Genomic DNA, 18,034 nt, shown 5'->3' with positions numbered 1-18,034 from the left:
GAAAGGCAGCTGGGTGACGAGCACTGAAGTGACCACCGATTCCGAAGACTCGGGACCCAGCGGCTACGCGGCGGCCCGACTGCGCCTCCTCCAGGAGAAGGCGCAGTCCGGGCCGCCGCGCCGTGCGGCCCTCGCCTCACTCACCGACGACTGGCTGACCGCCCTGTTCACCGCCGCTGCCGAGGCGACCGGCGTCCGCGGCGCAGCCCTCGTCGCGGTCGGTGGCTACGGCCGCGGCGAACTCTCCCCGCGCAGTGACCTCGACCTCCTGCTGCTGCACGACGGCAATGCCGACGCCGGCGCCATCGCCTCCCTCGCCGACCGCATCTGGTACCCCGTCTGGGACCTCGGCCTCGCGCTCGACCATTCCGTACGCACCCCCGCCGAAGCCAGGAAGACGGCGGACGAGGACCTCAAGGTGCAGCTCGGGCTGCTCGACGCCCGGCCCGTCGCCGGAGACCTCGGCCTGGTCGCCGCGATGCGCACGACGATCCTCGCCGACTGGCGCAACCTCGCCCCCAAACGCCTCCCGGCCCTCGATGAACTCTGCCGCGAACGGGCCGAACGCCAGGGCGAGCTCCAGTACCTCCTCGAACCCGACCTCAAGGAGGCCCGTGGCGGACTGCGCGACGCCACCGCCCTGCGCGCCGTCGCCGCCTCGTGGGTCGCCGACGCGCCCCGCGAAGGCCTCGCCGAGGCCCGCCGCGTACTCCTCGACGCCCGCGATGCCCTGCACCTGACCACCGGCCGCGCCACCGACCGCCTCGCCCTCCAGGAACAGGACCAGGTCGCCACCGCCCTCGGCCTCCTCGACGCCGACGCACTGCTGCGCCAGGTGTACGAGGCCGCGCGCACCGTCTCGTACGCCACCGATGTCACCTGGCGCGAGGTCAACCGCGTGCTCCGCGCCCGGTCCGTGCGCCCCCGGCTGCGCGCCATGCTGGGTGGTGGCAAGGCCGCCGCCCCGGAGCGCACCCCGCTCGCCGACGGCGTCGTCGAGGCCGACGGTGAAGTCGTCCTCGCCCGCACCGCCCGCCCCGAACGCGACCCGGTGCTCGTGCTGCGCGCGGCCGCCGCGGCCGCTCAGTCCGAACTGCCGATCTCCCGGCACGTCGTACGCCACCTCGCCACCACCGCACGCCCGCTGCCCGTGCCCTGGCCCGCCGAGGCCCGTGAGGAACTCGTCACCCTGCTCGGTGCGGGCGAGGCCACCGTCCCCGTCTGGGAAGCCCTCGAAGCGGAAGGGCTGATCACCCGGCTGCTGCCCGACTGGGAACGCGTCCACTGCCGGCCCCAGCGCAACCCCGTCCACACCTGGACGGTCGACCGCCACCTCGTCGAGGCGGCCGTCCGGGCCTCCTCCCTCACCCGCCGCGTCGGCCGCCCCGACCTCCTCCTCGTCGCCGCCCTGCTGCATGACATCGGCAAGGGCTGGCCCGGCGACCACTCCGTCGCCGGAGAGGTCATCGCCCGCGACCTCGCCGCCCGGATCGGCTTCGACCAGCACGACGTGGGCGTCATCGCCACCCTCGTACGTCACCATCTGCTGCTCGTCGAGACCGCCACCCGCCGCGACCTCGACGACCCGGCGACCGTCCGGTCCGTCGCCACCGCCGTCGGGACCACGTCCACGCTGGAACTCCTGCACGCCCTCACCGAGGCCGACGCGCTGGCCACCGGGCCCGCTGCCTGGTCCACCTGGCGCGCCTCCCTCGTCACCGACCTGGTCAAGCGCGTCGCCGCCGTCCTCGCGGGCGAGGCCCCGGACGAACCCGAACCGGCCGAACCCAGTGCCGAGCAGGAACGCCTCGCCATCGAGGCACTGCGCACCGGGGAACCCGTGCTCGCCCTGCACGCCCAGGCCGAACCCGCGAACGGGGACGGCGAACCGGAACCCGTCGGCGTCGAACTCCTCATCGCCGTCCCCGACCGCCCCGGCGTCCTGCCCGCCGCCGCCGGAGTACTCGCCCTGCACCGCCTCACCGTCCGCGCCGCCGACCTGCGGGCCGTCGAGCTCCCCACCGAACTCGGCGAGTGCGTCGACGTCCTGCTGCTCAGCTGGCGGGTGGCGGCCGAATACGGCTCCCTGCCCCAGGCCACCCGGCTCCGCGCCGATCTCGTACGCGCCCTGGACGGCTCCCTCGACATCCAGGCCCGCCTCGCCGAACGCGAAGCCGCCTATCCGCGGCGCCGTGGGGTGAAGGCCCCGCCGCCCCGGGTGACGGTCGCACCGGCCGGCTCCCGGCTGGCGACGGTGATCGAGGTGCGGGCTCAGGACGCCCCGGGGCTGCTGCACCGGATCGGCCGGGCGCTGGAGCAGAGCGCGGTGCGGGTGCGCAGCGCGCATGTGTCGACACTGGGGGCGAACGCGGTGGACGCGTTCTATGTCACAGGGGCGGACGGCGAGCCGTTGGCCGATGTACGGGCCGCGGAGCTGGCCGGAGAGGTGCAGCGGGCCCTGAGCTGAGCTTCCGCGAACACGTGGAGAGGCCCTGGTCCGTCACGAGTATGCGGGCGAGGGCTTCGTGTTTCCCGGCGTCCGGATACCCTGGGGGACGACTGACCTGCACCCGACCCCGACCCTGAGGACCGACGAGCGCCGTGTTCGATACTCTCTCCGACCGCCTTGCCGCGACTTTCAAGAACCTCCGGGGCAAGGGCCGCTTGTCCGAGGCGGACATCGACGCCACGGCACGCGAGATCCGTATCGCCCTGCTCGAGGCCGATGTCGCGCTTCCCGTGGTCCGCACATTCATCGCCAACGTCAAGGAGCGGGCGCGCGGCGTCGAGGTCTCCCAGGCGCTGAACCCTGCCCAGCAGGTCGTCAAGATCGTCAACGATGAACTCGTCGGCATCCTCGGCGGTGAGACCCGGCGGCTGCGGTTCGCCAAGAACCCGCCCACCGTGATCATGCTCGCCGGTCTGCAGGGTGCAGGTAAGACCACCCTGGCCGGAAAGCTCGGTGTCTGGCTCAAGGGCCAGGGTCACTCGCCGCTGCTCGTCGCCTGTGACCTCCAGCGCCCCAACGCCGTCAACCAGCTGAGCGTCGTCGCCGACCGCGCGGGTGTCGCGGTGTACGCCCCGCAGCCGGGCAACGGTGTCGGTGACCCGGTCCAGGTCGCCAAGGACTCCATCGAGCACGCCCGCTCCAAGCAGTTCGACGTGGTGATCGTCGACACCGCGGGCCGCCTCGGTATCGACCAGGAGCTGATGCAGCAGGCCGCGGACATCCGCGACGCCGTCAGCCCCGACGAGATCCTCTTCGTCGTCGACGCGATGATCGGCCAGGACGCGGTCAACACCGCCGAGGCCTTCCGCGACGGTGTCGGCTTCGACGGTGTGGTGCTCTCCAAGCTCGACGGTGACGCCCGCGGTGGTGCCGCCCTGTCGATCGCCCACGTCACGGGCAAGCAGATCATGTTCGCGTCGAACGGTGAGAAGCTCGAGGACTTCGACGCCTTCCACCCCGACCGCATGGCGTCGCGCATCCTCGACATGGGTGACCTGCTCACCCTGATCGAGCAGGCGGAGAAGACCTTCACCCAGGAAGAGGCCGCCAAAATGGCCTCCAAGCTGGCGTCCAGCAAGGGCAAGGACTTCACGCTCGACGACTTCCTGGCGCAGATGGAGCAGGTCAGGAAGATGGGCTCCATCTCCAAGCTGCTCGGGATGCTGCCCGGCATGGGGCAGATCAAGGACCAGATCAACAACATCGACGAGCGGGACGTGGACCGTACCGCCGCGATCATCAAGTCGATGACGCCGCACGAGCGTCAGGAGCCGACGGTCATCAACGGCTCGCGCCGGGCCCGTATCGCCAAGGGTTCGGGTGTCGAGGTGTCCGCCGTGAAGAACCTGGTGGAGCGGTTCTTCGAGGCGCGCAAGATGATGTCGAAGATGGCACAGGGCGGCGGCATGCCGGGCATGCCGGGGATGCCGGGCATGGGTGGCGGTCCCGGTCGCCAGAAGAAGCAGATCAAGCAGGCCAAGGGCAAGCGCAAGAGCGGCAACCCGATGAAGCGCAAGGCCGAGGAGGAGGCTGCGGCGGCCCGCCGCGAGCAGGCGGCGGCGCAGGGCGGCGCGTTCGGTCTGCCGGCCCAGGAGGACAAGAACTTCGAACTGCCGGACGAGTTCAAGAAGTTCATGGGCTGACGCTCCACGCTCGGCCCATGCGCGAAAGTGGCGCCCGCCTTCCCGGCGGGCGCCACTTTCGTGTGCGCCCCGCATGCTCAGGCCGCGCGCCGCCCCGGCCGCAGCGTCGTCCCGTTGGCCAGCCCCGCCGGGTCGAGCGCCAGTGATACGGCGGCGGTCGCGCCGACATCCGCAAGGCTGCCCGCGTCCGGCAGCAGCTCCACACCGTCCGCACCGGGCCGGTGGATCAGCACGGGGACGTACTCCCTGGTGTGGTAGGCGTGCCCGATCGTCGGGTCGTTGCCGTGGTCGGCGGTGACGATCAGCCGGTCGCCGGGGGCGTCGAGCAGCGCCAGGAGCGCGGCGAGCCCCGCGTCGACCTGCTCCAGCAGGCGGCCGTACCGTTCGGCGTCCTGCTGGTGTCCCGCCAGGTCGGTCTCCTGGACATTGGCGACGACGAGCGCGTCGCCCGGGGCGCGTACCGCTTCGAGGGTGTGGGTGAGGACGTCCGCGGTCTGCACGGCCGGGTGCCGCTCGGCCGCGTCGCAGGCCAGGATGTCGGCGGCCTTGCCCACCAGAGTGACCGGGATTCCGGCGCGGGCGGCCAGGTCGGGCAGCTGGCGGGTGTGGTCGATACCGGCGCCGAGGTGCTGCACGGCGAGACCGCCGTTGCGGTAGAAGCCGGTGGCGGGGGTGTCGAGGCCTACGGTGCCCGCGTCGCCGAGGCGTACGAACTGCGGAAGCGGGCCGTCCGCATGACCGCCGACCGCGATGACCCGGGCGACCGGCGCGACCGCGCGTACCGTACGGGCGATCGCGAGGATCCCGCCCGGCCCGTCGAAGGGGAGGTCCTCCAGGCGGCCGGAGGCGTTCCAGTTGATGCCGGGGTCGGCTTCCAGGTTGTCGTGCACGAGCACCGCGTCGTCGACGACGAGAAGCGGCCGGCCGTCCAGCGGTGCGACGCGGTGCCCGGCCGCTTCCAGAGCCGTGGTCACCTCGTCCAGATGGTCGCCGAGCCGGGCCACCGTCACCCGGCTGAAGTCCGCACCCATCATCGTCTGGTGGCCGGCGAACGTGTCGGCGCCGGGGTAGCCCAGGGCGGCCCGGCCCGCGGCGACGGGCAGATGGGTGCGGCGGGCGAGATCCGGATGCGGGTGGACGAGTCCGAGCCCCAGCGATCCGAGCACCGGCAGCCGCAGCGGGCGGCCGAAGGCCTCGCGGCAGTGGTCGAGGACATGCCCGCAGGTGTCGGCGGTGAGATCGCCGGGGCGCAGGGTGCCCGCGTCGGGCATGGCGCCGATGCCGAATCCGTCGACGACGACGATGACGGTCTTGGCCATGGTGTGCTCCTTACAGGGCCCGGCCCTGGGCGTCGTACAGCCCGCGCAGCCGCGGGGTTCCGGACGAGAGTCCGGAGACGACGGCGACGGTCGAGCGGGTGACGAAGATCTGGGTACGGAAGGCGAGCAGCGCGGTGTCGCCGAGCCGGACGTCCTGGCCCTCGGCTGGGGCGTCGAGCAGCCGGTAGTAGTCGATGTTCTCGGCGGGAGCGCCCTGCACGCCGAGGCGTGCGCCGGTGCGCGGCAGTAGGGCGCTGTTGATATGGGAGCGGGCGTAGAAGCCGCCGCCGTGGAGGGCGGGGCGGCCGTCGTCGAGGGTGTGGGCGATCTCGCTCACGTACACATAGGCGGGCTTCTCGGGCTGGCCGGGGTCCAGTGCGTGCAGCGGGGTCGTGCCGGTGAGGGCGTGGCCGGGCTCGCCGTGGGTGGCGCCGTGGGCGGCGAGCAGCGGCAGCGAGGCCATCGAGGTGGCGCTCGGGGCACTCAACTTGAGGTCCTCGTGCCCGCGGGCGGCCAGGAGCTCGCGGGCCTTCAGGGCGAGCATGAAGTTGGGGGTGGCGTACGGGGTTCCGGTCGCCGGGTCGCACAGGACGCACGGGAAGGCGGTGACGCCCGCGATCCGGATGCCGGGCAGCCGCTCGGCGGCCTCGGCGAACGCGTCCAGGCGGGGGAGCGGGACGCCGCCCTCCTGACCCGGATAGACGGTGCCCTCGGCGCCTTCGAGCCGTACGAGGATGTCCTGCACCAGGCCCAGCCGCTCGGCGGCCTCGGAGACGGCCCGGGCATTGGCCAGGTCGTAGACGGTGACGGTCTCCGGGCGCCAGGCCAGCATCTCGGGCAGGGCGCGGCGGGGGACCTGGACGAGGTGGCCGAGGTTCCCGGCCCGGGCGCCCGCCGCGTGCAGGGTGCGGGCCTCGGACGGGTCGATGGCGGCGTACTTGGGGATGTGCCGGGCGACGGCTCTGATCAGCTCGGGATTGCGCCCGAACTGTTTGACGACGAACCAGAGGGAGAGGCCGAGCCGCTTGGCCTCGGCGGCGAGGAGCTCGGCGTTGGTCTCGACGGCGTCGAGGTCCATCACATAGGTGTCGGGCGGGATCTCACCGCGCCGGTGGAGGGCGGCCGCGGCGTCGACGAGCTCGGGGTTGCGGGTGAGCACGGTGTCGAGAAACACGGTCAGTCGTCCTTCGGGTCGTTCACTTCGGCCGGCCGGTCGTCCAGTGCGGCGAGCGAGCGGCGCAGAATATCGACGACGAGATCCGCTCCCGCCCGCATCGGGTTGATGCGTACGGTCCAGTCGGCCAGCTCGGGTGCGTCGTCCAGCGCAGAGCTGGACATCCGGTAGAAAAGCGGCGCGATCTCGTAGCGCGAGTTGGAGCCGACGGGGTAGGGTGCGGCCCCGAAGCGTGCGGCGACGGCGGGCAGCTCTTTCGCCACCGGCCGGTCCAGGCGGACCAGCAGACAGAGGTCCTGGGCGTTGGCGATCCGGACCTCGGCGACGCCGGCCACTTCCCCGGCCGCCAGCCGCTCGGCGACCTCGGCACCGACCTTGGACTGGACGGCCCACATGACCGGTACGTGGGTCAGGGCGCGCAGGGCGTCGAGCGCCTGGTGGCCCTGGACCTGGCCGCCGCCGGAGTAGTTGTCGTGCCGGATGTGCCCGACGAGATCGCGGGCCCCGACGACGACGCCGACGCCTTCGGGGCCGTGCAGCTTGAACAGCGAGAAGCAGGAGGCGTCGGCGCCCAGTTCCACCCCCGCGGCGGGGGTGCGCATCACGGCGTAGTTGTCGTCGACGAGCGTGCGCACGCCGGCGGCCCGGCAGGCGGCCAGGACTTCGGCGGGGTCGTACGAGTCGGCGAGCCGCTGCCGGGTGTGCTGGACGTACGCCCACCGGAACCGGCCGGATGCCAGGGCCTCGCGCAGTGCGGCACCGTTGTTGAAGTCGACCTCGACGGTCCGCACACCGATGCCGCGCAGGGTGACCTCGGTGGTGCGGTAGACGGGCGCCCGGTGGATGAGCAGCGGATCCCCGGCCCGTACGGCGGCGTTGAGCGCCGCGCGGATCGCGCCGGTGCCCGCGCCCTGCACGAACGCGGCGTCTTCGGCGCCGAAGAAGTCGGCCAGGACCGCTTCGACGCGGGCGGTGGTGCGGGGACGACCGAGACCGGGGACGACGCCGGCGTCCGCTTCGAAGAGCTGGGGGCCCTCGAAGTGGGCGGCGGTCGCCTCCAGCAGCCGGAACTGCCGGGCGATCGCGTCGTCCAGTGCCACGGTCGCGAGGGGGAATGTCTGCGGTAGTGCCGGGTTCATGATCAGATCTCTTCCACGCCGGCGCCGGTGAGAAAGCGCAGCGGATTGCAGCGGGTCATCAGGTCGATCAGGCCGTCGTCGACGCCGGCGGCGCGGGCCTTGGGCAGGAAGCTCCGGAAGAGATGCCCGTACCCCTGGCCGCCCTCCGTGCGCAGGTAGCCGTGGCGCGAGATGTCGCAGCTCAGCAAAACCCGGTCGGCGTGCCCGGCCTCCAGCAGGGCGAGCAGCAGCCGCAGCCGGGTGTCGTCGCTCTGATAGCTGTCCTTGCCGACGGTGTCGAACGCGACATACGCACCGGTCGCCGCGATCTCCCGGTGCACGGCCGGATCGTCGAGAAGGTCCTGGTGGCCGATGCTGATGCGGTGCGGCTCCACGCCCTCGGCGGTGAGGAGCTCCAGCTGGGCGAGGCCGCCACGGCCGAGCTGCGCATGGGTGGCGACGGACAGCCCGGTGGTTGCCGCGGCCCGCGCGGCGGCCCGCAACACCTTCGTCTCGGCGGCGGTGGGTGTGTCGCCGTGACTGCCGATCTCTCCGAGGACGCCGGGGCGGATCCCGGTGGAGCCGATGCCCGTGCCGATCTCGCGGACGAGGGTGGCGGTGAGCTCGTCGACGTCGGCGGCGGCGATCTCGGGGGTGTGGAACGGCTCGTAGTACCACCCGGTGGCGGCGACGACGGCGACCTGCGCGTCCCGGGCGATCCGGGCCAGGGCGGCGGCGTCCCGCCCCATGCCGCGGCAGGTCAGCTCGACGACGAGGCCGAGCCCGAACTCCTCCCGGAGGGCGGCCAGCTCGGCGGTGACGGCCGCGGCATGCCGGTCCGGGTGGAGGACGGCCGCGCCGTCGCCCCGGTGGTCGAGGTCGAGGACGAGGTGCTCATGGGCGAGGGCGGGGCCGCGCACCGAGCCGGGGGCGAGATCGCCGACGACCGTACGGAGCACGGGCTGCGGGGCGGTGGTGTGCATCGTGGAAGGGTGCCTTCCTGTCGTACGTGACCCGGCCTCAGCCCTTGATCGGGGTGAACAGGTCGAGCCAGTACAGGACGTTGAGGAGGATTCCGCCGACGATCACCGCTGCCGGAGCGGCGGCCATCCGCACCACCGGCCGGCCCATCGCGTCGTTCAGCAGGTAGAGCCCGCCGACGACAAGGATCCCGAGTCCGCCGCCCATGGCGTTGGCGGCCATCAGCGAGCCGAAGAGGATCGCGAGCTGCAGCGTGTCGCCGATCGCGCTGCGCAGGTGCTCCGAGGAGTCGCGGACGCTGGGCAGCTTGCCGAGGACCTTGCCGATGGAGGAGAGGGCCAGGATCTCGAGGGCGAACACGGCGGCGCCGACGATCGCGGCGAGGAACGGGTTCGGCATCAGATAGCCGATCGGGTACACCAGCGTGAACCCCGCGATGCCGTACGCGCCCGATGCGAGCGCGGTCGTCGCGATCAGCGGGATGAAGCCGAAGACCCGGTAGAAGTCGACCTGGGCGGCTTCCGCGTACTGCCCCTTGGCGATCAGGAAGCTGGTCGCCTCGCCGCCGCCGAATATGTGCATCTGCGCCAGCACACAGACTCCGGCGCCCAGCACCATGAAGAGTGGCAGATACCTGCGCAGCCGGGCCGCGCTTGCGCTGAACAGGGAGGCCATCGGGTCGTCGTCCAGGACGATCTCCGTGACGCCGGCGGCCTTGTCGGCCTTGCGCTGCTTCATGTCCTTGGCGATGGCCAGAGCGATCAGCATCAGAACGCCGATGGCCATGGCCAGCGCCCCGGCGAACATCTTCGGCCAGACCTTCATGGTGAGGACGACCAGCGCGAGTTCGAGACCCCCCGCGACGCCGCCCCACTTGCGGCCGAACTGCTTGGTGATCGCGAGCACCGGGAACAGCGTGAAGAGGAACAGGATCGGCGTCGACATCTGCTGCATCGCGGTGATGAAGTCGACCGGCAGATCGTGTGCCACGTCGTTCGCACCGTTCAGGCCGAAGACGACGACCGCACCCCAGGCGCCGCCGAGGATCGGCGCGAGCCACTTCTTCGGCGCCAGCATGCCGAGGATGTCGGTGGGCAGGAAGACGAGCCACGGGTTCAGCACACCGGTGGAGAGCGCCATGGGTGCGCCGAGTCCGAAGATGAACCCGGCGGACAGTCCGAAGGAGACCGCCGTCGTGGCGCTGCGCGTGGTGCGCCCCTGGATGAAGTCCAGTAGGAACGGGCGTACGCCGTCGTTGAAGACGGCCAGCGCCATGTGCGAGATGTACGCGGTCAGCGCACAGAGGGCTATCACGGTCAGCTGCTGGGCCAGTGTGAAATCGAGGCCGGCACCGGCGGCGAGTGTCGTGCTCACAGGGTCACTCCTTCGTGCCCGGGGTGTTCAGGAAGAGGTGGCCGGGATCAGCCGCGGGCGGCGATGGCGCGCGCCATGAGGGGGGCGACGGCGTCGATCTGATCCATCGAGAATCCGAAGGCCTTCTTGCCGTCGGCGAGGAGAGCGGCGACCTCGTCCTCGGAGGGGATGCTGCGCCCGAAGGTGTGGCAGGCGGCCGAGCCCATCAGGCCGACGAGCACGCCGAGGGAGGCGCCGGCGCCGGTGTGACAGGTGCCGAGGTAGTAGTCGGCCTGTCCGACGCGCAGCTTCATCGCGGCGTCCATGTCACTGGAGGCGACGATGTCGATGCCGTCGATCGCGAGCTGCTTGATCGTGTCGGTGACCTCGATCTTGCCGACACCGCCGGTGAGGATCTTCGTCATGGCTGGTCCTTCTCTGTCTGGGGTTGGACGGGGTGGGATCAGGAGGCCGGGGCGGCCGGTGAGTGCTGGGCGAGCACGGCGAGGTGCATGCCGAGGAAGTTGATCTCTGAGTCGGGGAGCGCCGCTCCGAGCTTCTGCTCGGCCCGCGCGGAGATGGCGCGGGCGCGCGCGACGGCGTGGGGATGTCCGGCCAGTTCGGCGGCGACCTGGTCGTCGGTGAGGAACTGCTCGATCGGTTCGCCGTCGAGGAGCCGGGTGAGGGCCATCATCAGGTGACTGGTCAGCATTCCGGCGCTGGCTTCCGTGACGGTGCGCCCGTCGGCTTCGAGGGCGGCCAGTTCGGCGGCGACGAAGTCGGCCACTTCGGGCTTGACCTGGCCTCCTTCACGGAAGAGCCGGATCCGCAATGCGAGCTGGTCGTCCACGATGATCCTCCTATAATCGACAGAAACCAGGATTTTGTATTTTCAGGTTGTCCGAGGCCGTAGGTGGCCGGGGTCGGTCTCACAGGATCCGCCGGATCAGTACGAGGGCACGCGCTCGCCCTTCAGTACCTCGGTCTGCAGCCGGGTCACCAGCGGGAGATCGAGCGACTCCCGGACGGCAGCGAGGGCCTTCGCTCCGCCGGTCCGGCCGATGATTGCCGCACTGGAGTTGCGCAGCGACAGCTCGCGGGTGACCTCGTCTCCGAGCGGAAGCACGTCGACCCCGAGCCCGATCCGGTCCTGCACCTCGTCCAGGTTCCAGACGGTGGCGTCGACCTCGTCACGGGCGAAGAGGTCGGGCAGCTGCATGTACGAGGCCTCGCGCCACTCGATGTCCTCGCGGCCGGCGAAGACCCGCTCGACCAGCATCCGCAGATCCTCGGAGGCATGGTCGACCGCCACCCGCAGCCCGGGGGAGCCGAGGTCTGCACCGTGCCGCAGCAGCATGCCGTGCGCCCCGACGTAGGTGGCGGGACCGAGATCGGCGACCAGCTCCACCGGATGCTCGGCGATCAGCTGGTCGGCCGCGAAGCGGGACAGTACGACCAGGTCGACCTTGCCTTCGAGGAGTGCGGCGGTGCGGGCCCCGGCGCCGCGCATGAAGGTGATGGCGAACGGTGCGCCGGCCGCTTCGAAGGCGCCGCGCAGCCCGGTGGCCAGACCCTCGTACCGACGTGAATACGGCAGGGGCATCGCGGCGAGCAGAGTGCCGAGGCCGGAGAGCCGCCAGAGCACGGAGCGGTCCGAGCGGACGAGGAAGGTGCCGAGGTGGCCGCGGGCGGTCGTCTCGATGGCGCCGGATTCCTCCAGCAGCTGCAACGCCGCCTGTACGGTGCCGTTTCCGCAGCCCAGTTCCTCGGCGAAGTCGCGTACCCGGGGCATGCGCGTGTCCGACTCATGGTTGAGGAGCAGGACGGCGAGCTGCCTGGCGGCGAGGCCGTTGCGGGTGAGGAAGCGTTCGTCGGTGACGTTCACAGATCGAACAGTAAACAGGATTCTGGATATTGGCAAGGGTTCACGCGTCCGCGCGCCGATGTCCCCCCATGGGCCCACCGGACGGGCCCCTTGAGGCTCTGGTGCTTAATGTCGCCTCAAGGTCGTCGGCAGAGGAGCGCGCGTGACCAGTCCTGTACCGCCACGCGATCGGACCGACCAGCCGTGGCGCTCCGAGGGCGCCCCACCACCCCCTCCGCCGCGCCGGAAGATGCCTGGCGGCTGGGGCGGACTGCTGCTGACCGCGCTGGCCGTCTATCTGATCACCAACCTGGTGCTCTCCTTCTTCAACGGCAGGAACGAGCCGACCATCGCCTACACGGAATTCAGCAAGCAGGTCACGGCGGGCAACGTCTCCAAGATCTATTCCAAGGGCGACGCCATCCAGGGGCAGCTGAGGAAGGAGGCGAAGGTCCCCGGCAGCGACATGACGTACACCAAGTTCGTCACCCAGCGGCCCGCCTTCGCCGACGACAACCTCTGGGCCGAGCTGATCAAGGACGATGTCACCGTCACCGCGGAACCGGTCGTCCAGCAGCGCAGTTTCCTCGCCAATCTGCTGATCTCCCTGGCCCCGATCCTGCTGCTCGTCCTGCTCTGGGTCTTCATCGCCCGCCGGATGTCCGGCGGGCTCGGCGGCGCCGGCGCACTGGGCCGCAAGGCCCCGCCCAGACCGGTCGAACTGGAGGGCGCCAAGCGCACCACTTTCGAGGACGTGGCCGGGATCGACGAGGTCGAGGGCGAACTCAACGATGTCGTCGACTTCCTGAAGAACCCGCAGGAGTACCGGAAGATGGGCGCCCGGATGCCCGGGGGAGTGCTGCTCGCCGGCCCGCCCGGCACCGGCAAGACGCTGCTCGCGCGGGCCGTCGCGGGCGAGGCCGGGGTGCCGTTCTTCTCCGCCTCCGCTTCCGAGTTCATCGAGATGATCGTCGGCGTCGGCGCGAGCCGGGTAAGGGAACTCTTCGCCGAGGCCCGCAAGGTCGCCCCCGCCATCGTCTTCATCGACGAGATCGACACCATCGGCAGGGCCCGCGGCGGCGGCTCCGGCATGGGCGGCCACGACGAGCGCGAACAGACGCTGAACCAGATCCTCACCGAGATGGACGGCTTCTCCGGATCGGAAGGCGTCGTCGTCCTCGCCGCGACCAACCGGGCCGATGTCCTCGACCCGGCGCTCACCAGGCCCGGCCGCTTCGACCGGATCGTCCAGGTGAGTCCCCCGGACCGGGGCGGCCGGGAGGCGATCTTGAAGATCCACACCCGGCAGATCCCGCTCTCCGAGGACGTGAGCCTCGGCCAGGTGGCCCGCACGACCCCCGGCATGACCGGTGCGGACCTCGCCAACCTCGCCAACGAGGCCGCCCTGCTCGCCGTCAAGCGCAAGCAGTCCGAGGTCAACCAGGCCGACCTGTCGGACGCCTTGGAAAAGGTCCAGCTCGGAGCCGAACGACCGCTGGTCATGCCGGAGGAGGAGCGCCGCAGGACCGCGTACCACGAGAGCGGCCACGCCCTGCTCGGGATGCTCCAGCCCGGCGCCGACCCGGTCCGCAAGGTCACCATCGTGCCGCGCGGCCGAGCCCTCGGCGTCACCCTCTCGACGCCGGAGGCCGACAAGTACGCGTACACCGAGGACTATCTGCGCGGCCGCATCATCGGCGCCCTCGGTGGCATGGCCGCGGAGCATCTCGTGTACGGGGTGGTCACCACGGGTTCGGAGAGCGACCTGGAACAGGTCACCAACCTGGCGCGTGGAATGGTCGGGCGCTGGGGGATGAGCGACAGAGTCGGCAGGTTGACGGCGATCCCGGGCGACGCCCAGCAGGCGTACGGCCTCTCGGCGGCGCCCGCCACGCTGGACGCGGTGGACCACGAGATGCGGCGCATCGTCGATGAGTGCTACATCGAGGCGCAGCGGCTGCTGCGCGAGCACCGGGAGAAGCTGGACGCGCTTTCGTCCGCGCTGCTGCAGAACGAGACGCTGGACGAGGAGGCGGCCTACCGGGCGGCGGGCGTCGCGCGCCTGGCCAAGCACTGAGAGCTGCCCGGCCGGGCGCGGAGCGCCCTTCTGCGGAGTGGAGCGCCCTTCTAGGGAGTGGTGCAGACGAGATAGCGGAAGACGTTCGGCATCCAGACCGTGCCGTCCCGGCGCCGGTGCGGATGCAGTGCCTCCGCGACCTCCTTCTCCACCTGGGACCGGTCCGTCGCCCGTACCGCCGCGTCGAACAGCCGGGTCGACAGCAGCCCGCGCACCGCGCTGTCCATGTCCGCGTACCCGAACGGGCACGCCACCCTCCCCGAGCCGTTCGGATTGAGCCCGACCCGGAACGCGACCTCCTCCAGATCGTCCCGGCGCGCCGGGCGCCAGCCTCCCGCCCGGGGCGCACGCACCCCGTCACCGAGCCGCGTCGCCACCCGCAGCACCGCTGCAGTGGCACAGCGCTCGGGCGGACCCCATCCGGTCAGCACCACCGAGCTGCCCCGGGCGACCAGCGGAACAGCGGTCTCCAGCTCAGGTTTCAGCCCTTCGGAGTCGCCCGCCGAGCAGCCGATCGGGGTGAACACGGTGAGCAGGTTGTACGGAGGGCCTTCGGGCCGGGCGGCGGCGGACGGATCACCGTCGAGGAGCACCGGCAGGCCGTCCGGGGCCCGCTCGGGTCCGGGATCGGGCAGCAGCCGTTCGCGGGCCAGAGCAAGACGTTCACGGTCGGTGTCGACGCCGGTGACGTGCGCCCCGCGGGCGGCGGCCATCAGCAGCGCGAGCCCGGAGCCGCAGCCGAGGGAGAGCATCCGCGTACCGGCTCCGATTTCGAGCCGCTCGTACACCGCTTCGTGCAGTGGTGCGAGCATGCGCTCCTGGATCTCGGCCCAGTCACGGGCACGGGTTCCGGGGTCCACCGGGGCGGATGCATCCGCCTGCCTGTGGTGCCGGACGAGCGTTGGTGTCATGAAAGCGCCCCAATCCGCCGAGAAATCGGTCGTACCCGAGTGGACGGCCCCCGTGTGTCTGCGCGCCCGCACTCCCCCGTAAGTCAGAGAACTCCGCATCCGCGGCTTCGTCCAGGGGTCGGAGGGCAATGCTTGCGAGCTACGGTCGTGCGCCCCGGGGGACACGTCGAGCGCCCCCGGATACAGGCCACGAAGGCCGGTCCCGTCACTCCGTGCGGAGTGAGATGTCGCCGTACGATGCGCGCCATGGCAAAGGCACCCGTTCTCACACCCCAGGCCGAGGACTTTCCCCGCTGGTACCAGGATCTGATCAACAAGGCCGAACTCGCGGACAACGGTCCGGTGCGCGGCACCATGGTCATCCGACCGTACGGATACGGCCTGTGGGAGCGGATGCAGCAGGAGATGGATGCCCGCATCAAGGATGCGGGCGCCCAGAACGCCTACTTCCCACTCTTCATCCCCCAGTCTTACCTGACACGCGAGGCGGAGCACGTCGAGGGCTTCGCACCCGAGCTCGCCATCGTCACCCACGGCGGCGGCAAGGACCTCGAAGAGCCTGTGGTGGTGCGGCCGACGTCCGAAACGATCATCAATGAGTACTTCTCGAAATGGGTCCAGAGCTACCGGGATCTGCCCCTCCTGATCAACCAGTGGGCCAACGTCGTCCGCTGGGAGATGCGCCCGCGGGTCTTTCTCCGTACGACGGAGTTCCTCTGGCAGGAGGGCCACACCGCCCACGCCACGTACGAGGAAGCCCGGGAGTACGCCGCCCGCATCCACCGGGACGTCTACGCGGACTTCATGACCGAGGTCCTCGGTATCGATGTGGTGCTCGGCCGGAAGACCCCGAGGGATCGGTTCGCGGGCGCCGTCAACACGCTCACCCTCGAAGCGATGATGGGCGACGGCAAGGCCCTGCAGATGGGTACGAGCCATGAGCTCGGCACCAATTTCGCCAAGGCCTTCCACACCGAGTACCTGTCGAAGGAGGGCAGGCAGGAACTCGTCTGGCAGACCTCCTGGGGCACCTCGACCCGGATGGTCGGCGGCCTGATCATGTCGCACGGCGACGACCAGGGGCTCCGCGTCCCGCCGCGGCTGGCCGCCGTCCAGGCGGTCGTCCTCGCGATCAAGGGGGACGACGCGGTACTCACCGCGGTGCGCTCCATCGGCGACCGGCTGCGCGCCGCCGGGATCAGGGTGCACGTCGACGACCGCACGGAGACCCCGTTCGGCCGGCGCGCTGTCGACTGGGAGCTGAAGGGCGTACCGGTACGGATCGAACTCGGCCCGCGCGATCTGGAGAACGGCACGGCGATGCTGGCCCGCCGCATCCCCGGCGGGAAGGAACCGGTCCCGATCGAGGCGCTGGCAACCCTGCTACCGGCCGTTCTGGAGGAGGACCAGGCGACCCTGCTGCGTGAGTCCCGGGCCCGCCGCACCTCCCGTACCAGCGAGGCGGCCACCGTCGAGGAGGCCGCAGAAGCAGCGGCCGCGGGCGGCTGGGCCCGCATCCCATGGGACGTCCTCGGCCCGGCGGGGGAGGCCCGGCTCGCGGAGCAGGGAGCCTCGGTACGGTGTCTGGTGGCCGAGGACGGGTCGGTGCCGCAGTCCGACGACGCCCCGGGTACTGTCGCCGTCGTGGCCCGCGCCTACTGACGCCCGACCGGTGTTCCCGGAACCGTCCGGACCCGGCGCGCAGGCGCTGTCTACGCGCCGGGGCGTACGCGTCACTACGTACCGGCTTCGTGCGAGCTGTGAGGGTTCTCCGCAGATCAGCGCACCTGCCCTCGTCAGGACGCATGAATGGCAACTGACTGGTACGTGCAAAATATTTGGGATGGCCCGGAATCGGAACACCTGGGCACTCAGGCTCGTTGTCACGACGTGAGCACGACACCACCTGTACTTGCCGCAGAGCTGGCGCAGGCGTGGGCCGACATTCAGCGGTACCACCCCGAGCTGCCCGATCTTGCCGCGCCCGAGTCCCTGATCGGAGAGTCCTCGTCCGCCTGTGGCGCCGAGCTCTCCTTCGAGCGACTGCTGCATGAGGCAGTCCATGGCATCGCCGCCGCCCGAGGTGTCCGTGACACCTCCCGCGCCGGCCGCTACCACAACAGACGATTCCTCGCGATCGCCGAGGAGCTGGGTCTCGACCATGCCGAGGAGCCCCACCCCAGCAGTGGCTTCTCGCTGGTCACGCTCAACCCCGAGGCCAAGCGCCGGTACCGCCCGACGATCGAGCGGCTGCAGCGCGCCCTCAAGGCGCACACGGTCGCCACCGCCGCCGACACCAAACGCTCCTTCCGCGGGCCGGCCGCACGGCACGGCTCCTCCGGAGGCGGCGTGCGCGTCAAGGCCGTCTGCGACTGCGGACGCAACGTCCGGGTCGTACCGTCGGTCCTCGCCCAGGCGCCGATCGTCTGCGGTGGCTGCGGAAAGCCCTTCCGTATCCCGGAAGCGGCGGTCGCGGTGGGGTGACCCGATGTGGTGTGGCACAATGGCTAGCTGTACTCGACAGCCGCATAGGAACCCTCTCGCCTCCGGCTGACGCGTCCATCGGGCACCCGAGTACCGCAACCCCACGTGGCATCTTCGTTGTGCCCAACCACGTCATAGACCAGGAGACACCACTTCCGTGGCAGTCAAGATCAAGCTGAAGCGTCTGGGCAAGATCCGTTCGCCTCACTACCGCATCGTCGTCGCCGACTCCCGTACCCGCCGTGACGGCCGGGCCATCGAGGAGATCGGCCTGTACCACCCGGTGCAGAACCCCTCGCGCATCGAGGTCAACTCGGAGCGTGCGCAGTACTGGCTGTCCGTCGGCGCCCAGCCGACCGAGCCGGTTCTCGCGATCCTGAAGCTCACCGGTGACTGGCAGGCCCACAAGGGTCTCCCCGCCCCCGCGCCGCTGCTGCAGCCGGAGCCCAAGGCCGACAAGCGCGCGCTGTTCGAGGCCCTGGCCAAGGACACCGGCGAGGAGTCCAAGGGCGAGGCCATCACGCAGAAGGCGAAGAAGGCCGACAAGAAGGCGGACGAGGCTGCTGACGCTGCCGCGCCCGCCGAGTCGACCGAGGCCTGA

General features: G+C 70.9%; 15 protein-coding genes. 6 read left to right on the top strand and 9 right to left on the bottom strand.

Annotated elements, in window-relative coordinates; genetic code table 11:
• The first annotated feature begins 13 nt into the window (after positions 1–13).
• The gene (locus ACIA8E_RS00335) at positions 14–2,467 is read left to right on the top strand and encodes a [protein-PII] uridylyltransferase (RefSeq protein ID WP_399292728.1); all 2,454 of its coding nucleotides are present in this window, start codon (positions 14–16) and stop codon (positions 2,465–2,467) included.
• A 134-nt stretch (positions 2,468–2,601) separates the two neighbouring features.
• Positions 2,602–4,152, top strand: coding sequence for a signal recognition particle protein (gene ffh / locus ACIA8E_RS00330; protein ID WP_399292726.1), 1,551 nt, complete (start codon positions 2,602–2,604; stop codon positions 4,150–4,152).
• Between the two features lie 77 nt (positions 4,153–4,229).
• Here ffh and ACIA8E_RS00325 read toward each other — a convergent pair whose 3' ends face one another.
• The 8 genes from ACIA8E_RS00325 to yhfZ form a co-directional block, all read right to left on the bottom strand.
• Positions 4,230–5,471 (bottom strand): phosphopentomutase, encoded by a 1,242-nt coding sequence (locus ACIA8E_RS00325; RefSeq protein ID WP_399292724.1) that lies wholly within the window; start codon positions 5,469–5,471, stop codon positions 4,230–4,232.
• A gap of 10 nt (positions 5,472–5,481) precedes the next feature.
• Entirely contained in the window at positions 5,482–6,645 is a 1,164-nt protein-coding gene (locus ACIA8E_RS00320; RefSeq protein WP_399292722.1) for a YhfX family PLP-dependent enzyme, read from the bottom strand.
• 2 nt (positions 6,646–6,647) lie between these two features.
• Positions 6,648–7,784, bottom strand: a complete 1,137-nt coding sequence (locus tag ACIA8E_RS00315; RefSeq protein WP_399292720.1) for an aminotransferase class V-fold PLP-dependent enzyme — start codon at positions 7,782–7,784, stop codon at positions 6,648–6,650.
• A gap of 2 nt (positions 7,785–7,786) precedes the next feature.
• Complete coding sequence (locus tag ACIA8E_RS00310) at positions 7,787–8,746, bottom strand: phosphotriesterase (RefSeq protein ID WP_399292718.1); 960 nt, start codon at positions 8,744–8,746, stop codon at positions 7,787–7,789.
• Positions 8,747–8,783: 37 nt separating this feature from the next.
• A complete protein-coding gene (locus ACIA8E_RS00305; protein WP_030978794.1) occupies positions 8,784–10,118 on the bottom strand; it encodes a YhfT family protein in 1,335 nt (444 codons plus the stop codon).
• 47 nt (positions 10,119–10,165) lie between these two features.
• Positions 10,166–10,522 carry a DUF2620 domain-containing protein gene (locus tag ACIA8E_RS00300; RefSeq protein ID WP_399292716.1) on the bottom strand — a complete coding sequence of 119 codons (357 nt, stop codon included), beginning with the start codon at positions 10,520–10,522 and terminating at the stop codon, positions 10,166–10,168.
• Positions 10,523–10,560: 38 nt separating this feature from the next.
• Entirely contained in the window at positions 10,561–10,947 is a 387-nt protein-coding gene (locus ACIA8E_RS00295; RefSeq protein ID WP_376266702.1) for a PRD domain-containing protein, read from the bottom strand.
• A gap of 96 nt (positions 10,948–11,043) precedes the next feature.
• Positions 11,044–11,982 (bottom strand): GntR family transcriptional regulator YhfZ, encoded by a 939-nt coding sequence (yhfZ, locus tag ACIA8E_RS00290; protein ID WP_399292714.1) that lies wholly within the window; start codon positions 11,980–11,982, stop codon positions 11,044–11,046.
• A 142-nt stretch (positions 11,983–12,124) separates the two neighbouring features.
• Here yhfZ and ftsH point away from each other — a divergent pair, with 142 nt between their 5' ends.
• Positions 12,125–14,038 carry an ATP-dependent zinc metalloprotease FtsH gene (gene ftsH, locus ACIA8E_RS00285; RefSeq protein WP_399292712.1) on the top strand — a complete coding sequence of 638 codons (1,914 nt, stop codon included), beginning with the start codon at positions 12,125–12,127 and terminating at the stop codon, positions 14,036–14,038.
• Between the two features lie 50 nt (positions 14,039–14,088).
• Here the strand turns inward: ftsH and ACIA8E_RS00280 are convergent, their stop codons facing one another.
• Positions 14,089–14,949 (bottom strand): methyltransferase domain-containing protein, encoded by an 861-nt coding sequence (locus tag ACIA8E_RS00280; protein WP_399292710.1) that lies wholly within the window; start codon positions 14,947–14,949, stop codon positions 14,089–14,091.
• Positions 14,950–15,195: 246 nt separating this feature from the next.
• Between ACIA8E_RS00280 and proS the strand changes: the two genes are divergently transcribed.
• From proS to rpsP, 3 genes are all read left to right on the top strand, one after another.
• On the top strand, positions 15,196–16,611 hold the full coding sequence (gene proS / locus ACIA8E_RS00275) for a proline--tRNA ligase (RefSeq protein ID WP_399292708.1): 1,416 nt from the start codon (positions 15,196–15,198) through the stop codon (positions 16,609–16,611).
• A 228-nt stretch (positions 16,612–16,839) separates the two neighbouring features.
• Complete coding sequence (locus ACIA8E_RS00270; RefSeq protein WP_030928573.1) at positions 16,840–17,433, top strand: hypothetical protein; 594 nt, start codon at positions 16,840–16,842, stop codon at positions 17,431–17,433.
• Positions 17,434–17,590: 157 nt separating this feature from the next.
• Positions 17,591–18,034, top strand: coding sequence for a 30S ribosomal protein S16 (gene rpsP / locus ACIA8E_RS00265; protein ID WP_030928571.1), 444 nt, complete (start codon positions 17,591–17,593; stop codon positions 18,032–18,034).

The sequence above is a fragment of the Streptomyces sp. NPDC051664 genome, assembly GCF_044453545.1.
Taxonomy (GTDB): Bacteria; Actinomycetota; Actinomycetes; order Streptomycetales; family Streptomycetaceae; genus Streptomyces.
The sequence above is the reverse complement of the archived record's forward strand: the minus strand, read 5'-3'. Positions and strand labels throughout refer to the sequence as shown.

Coding starts and splice junctions, on each gene's coding strand:
- ACIA8E_RS00325 (WP_399292724.1), bottom strand. CDS start 5,471: ATGGCCAAGACCGTCATCGTCGTCGTCGACGGATTCGGCATCGGCGCC.
- ACIA8E_RS00315 (WP_399292720.1), bottom strand. CDS start 7,784: ATGAACCCGGCACTACCGCAGACATTCCCCCTCGCGACCGTGGCACTG.
- ACIA8E_RS00310 (WP_399292718.1), bottom strand. CDS start 8,746: ATGCACACCACCGCCCCGCAGCCCGTGCTCCGTACGGTCGTCGGCGAT.
- ACIA8E_RS00300 (WP_399292716.1), bottom strand. CDS start 10,522: ATGACGAAGATCCTCACCGGCGGTGTCGGCAAGATCGAGGTCACCGAC.
- ACIA8E_RS00280 (WP_399292710.1), bottom strand. CDS start 14,949: ATGACACCAACGCTCGTCCGGCACCACAGGCAGGCGGATGCATCCGCC.
- proS (WP_399292708.1), top strand. CDS start 15,196: ATGGCAAAGGCACCCGTTCTCACACCCCAGGCCGAGGACTTTCCCCGC.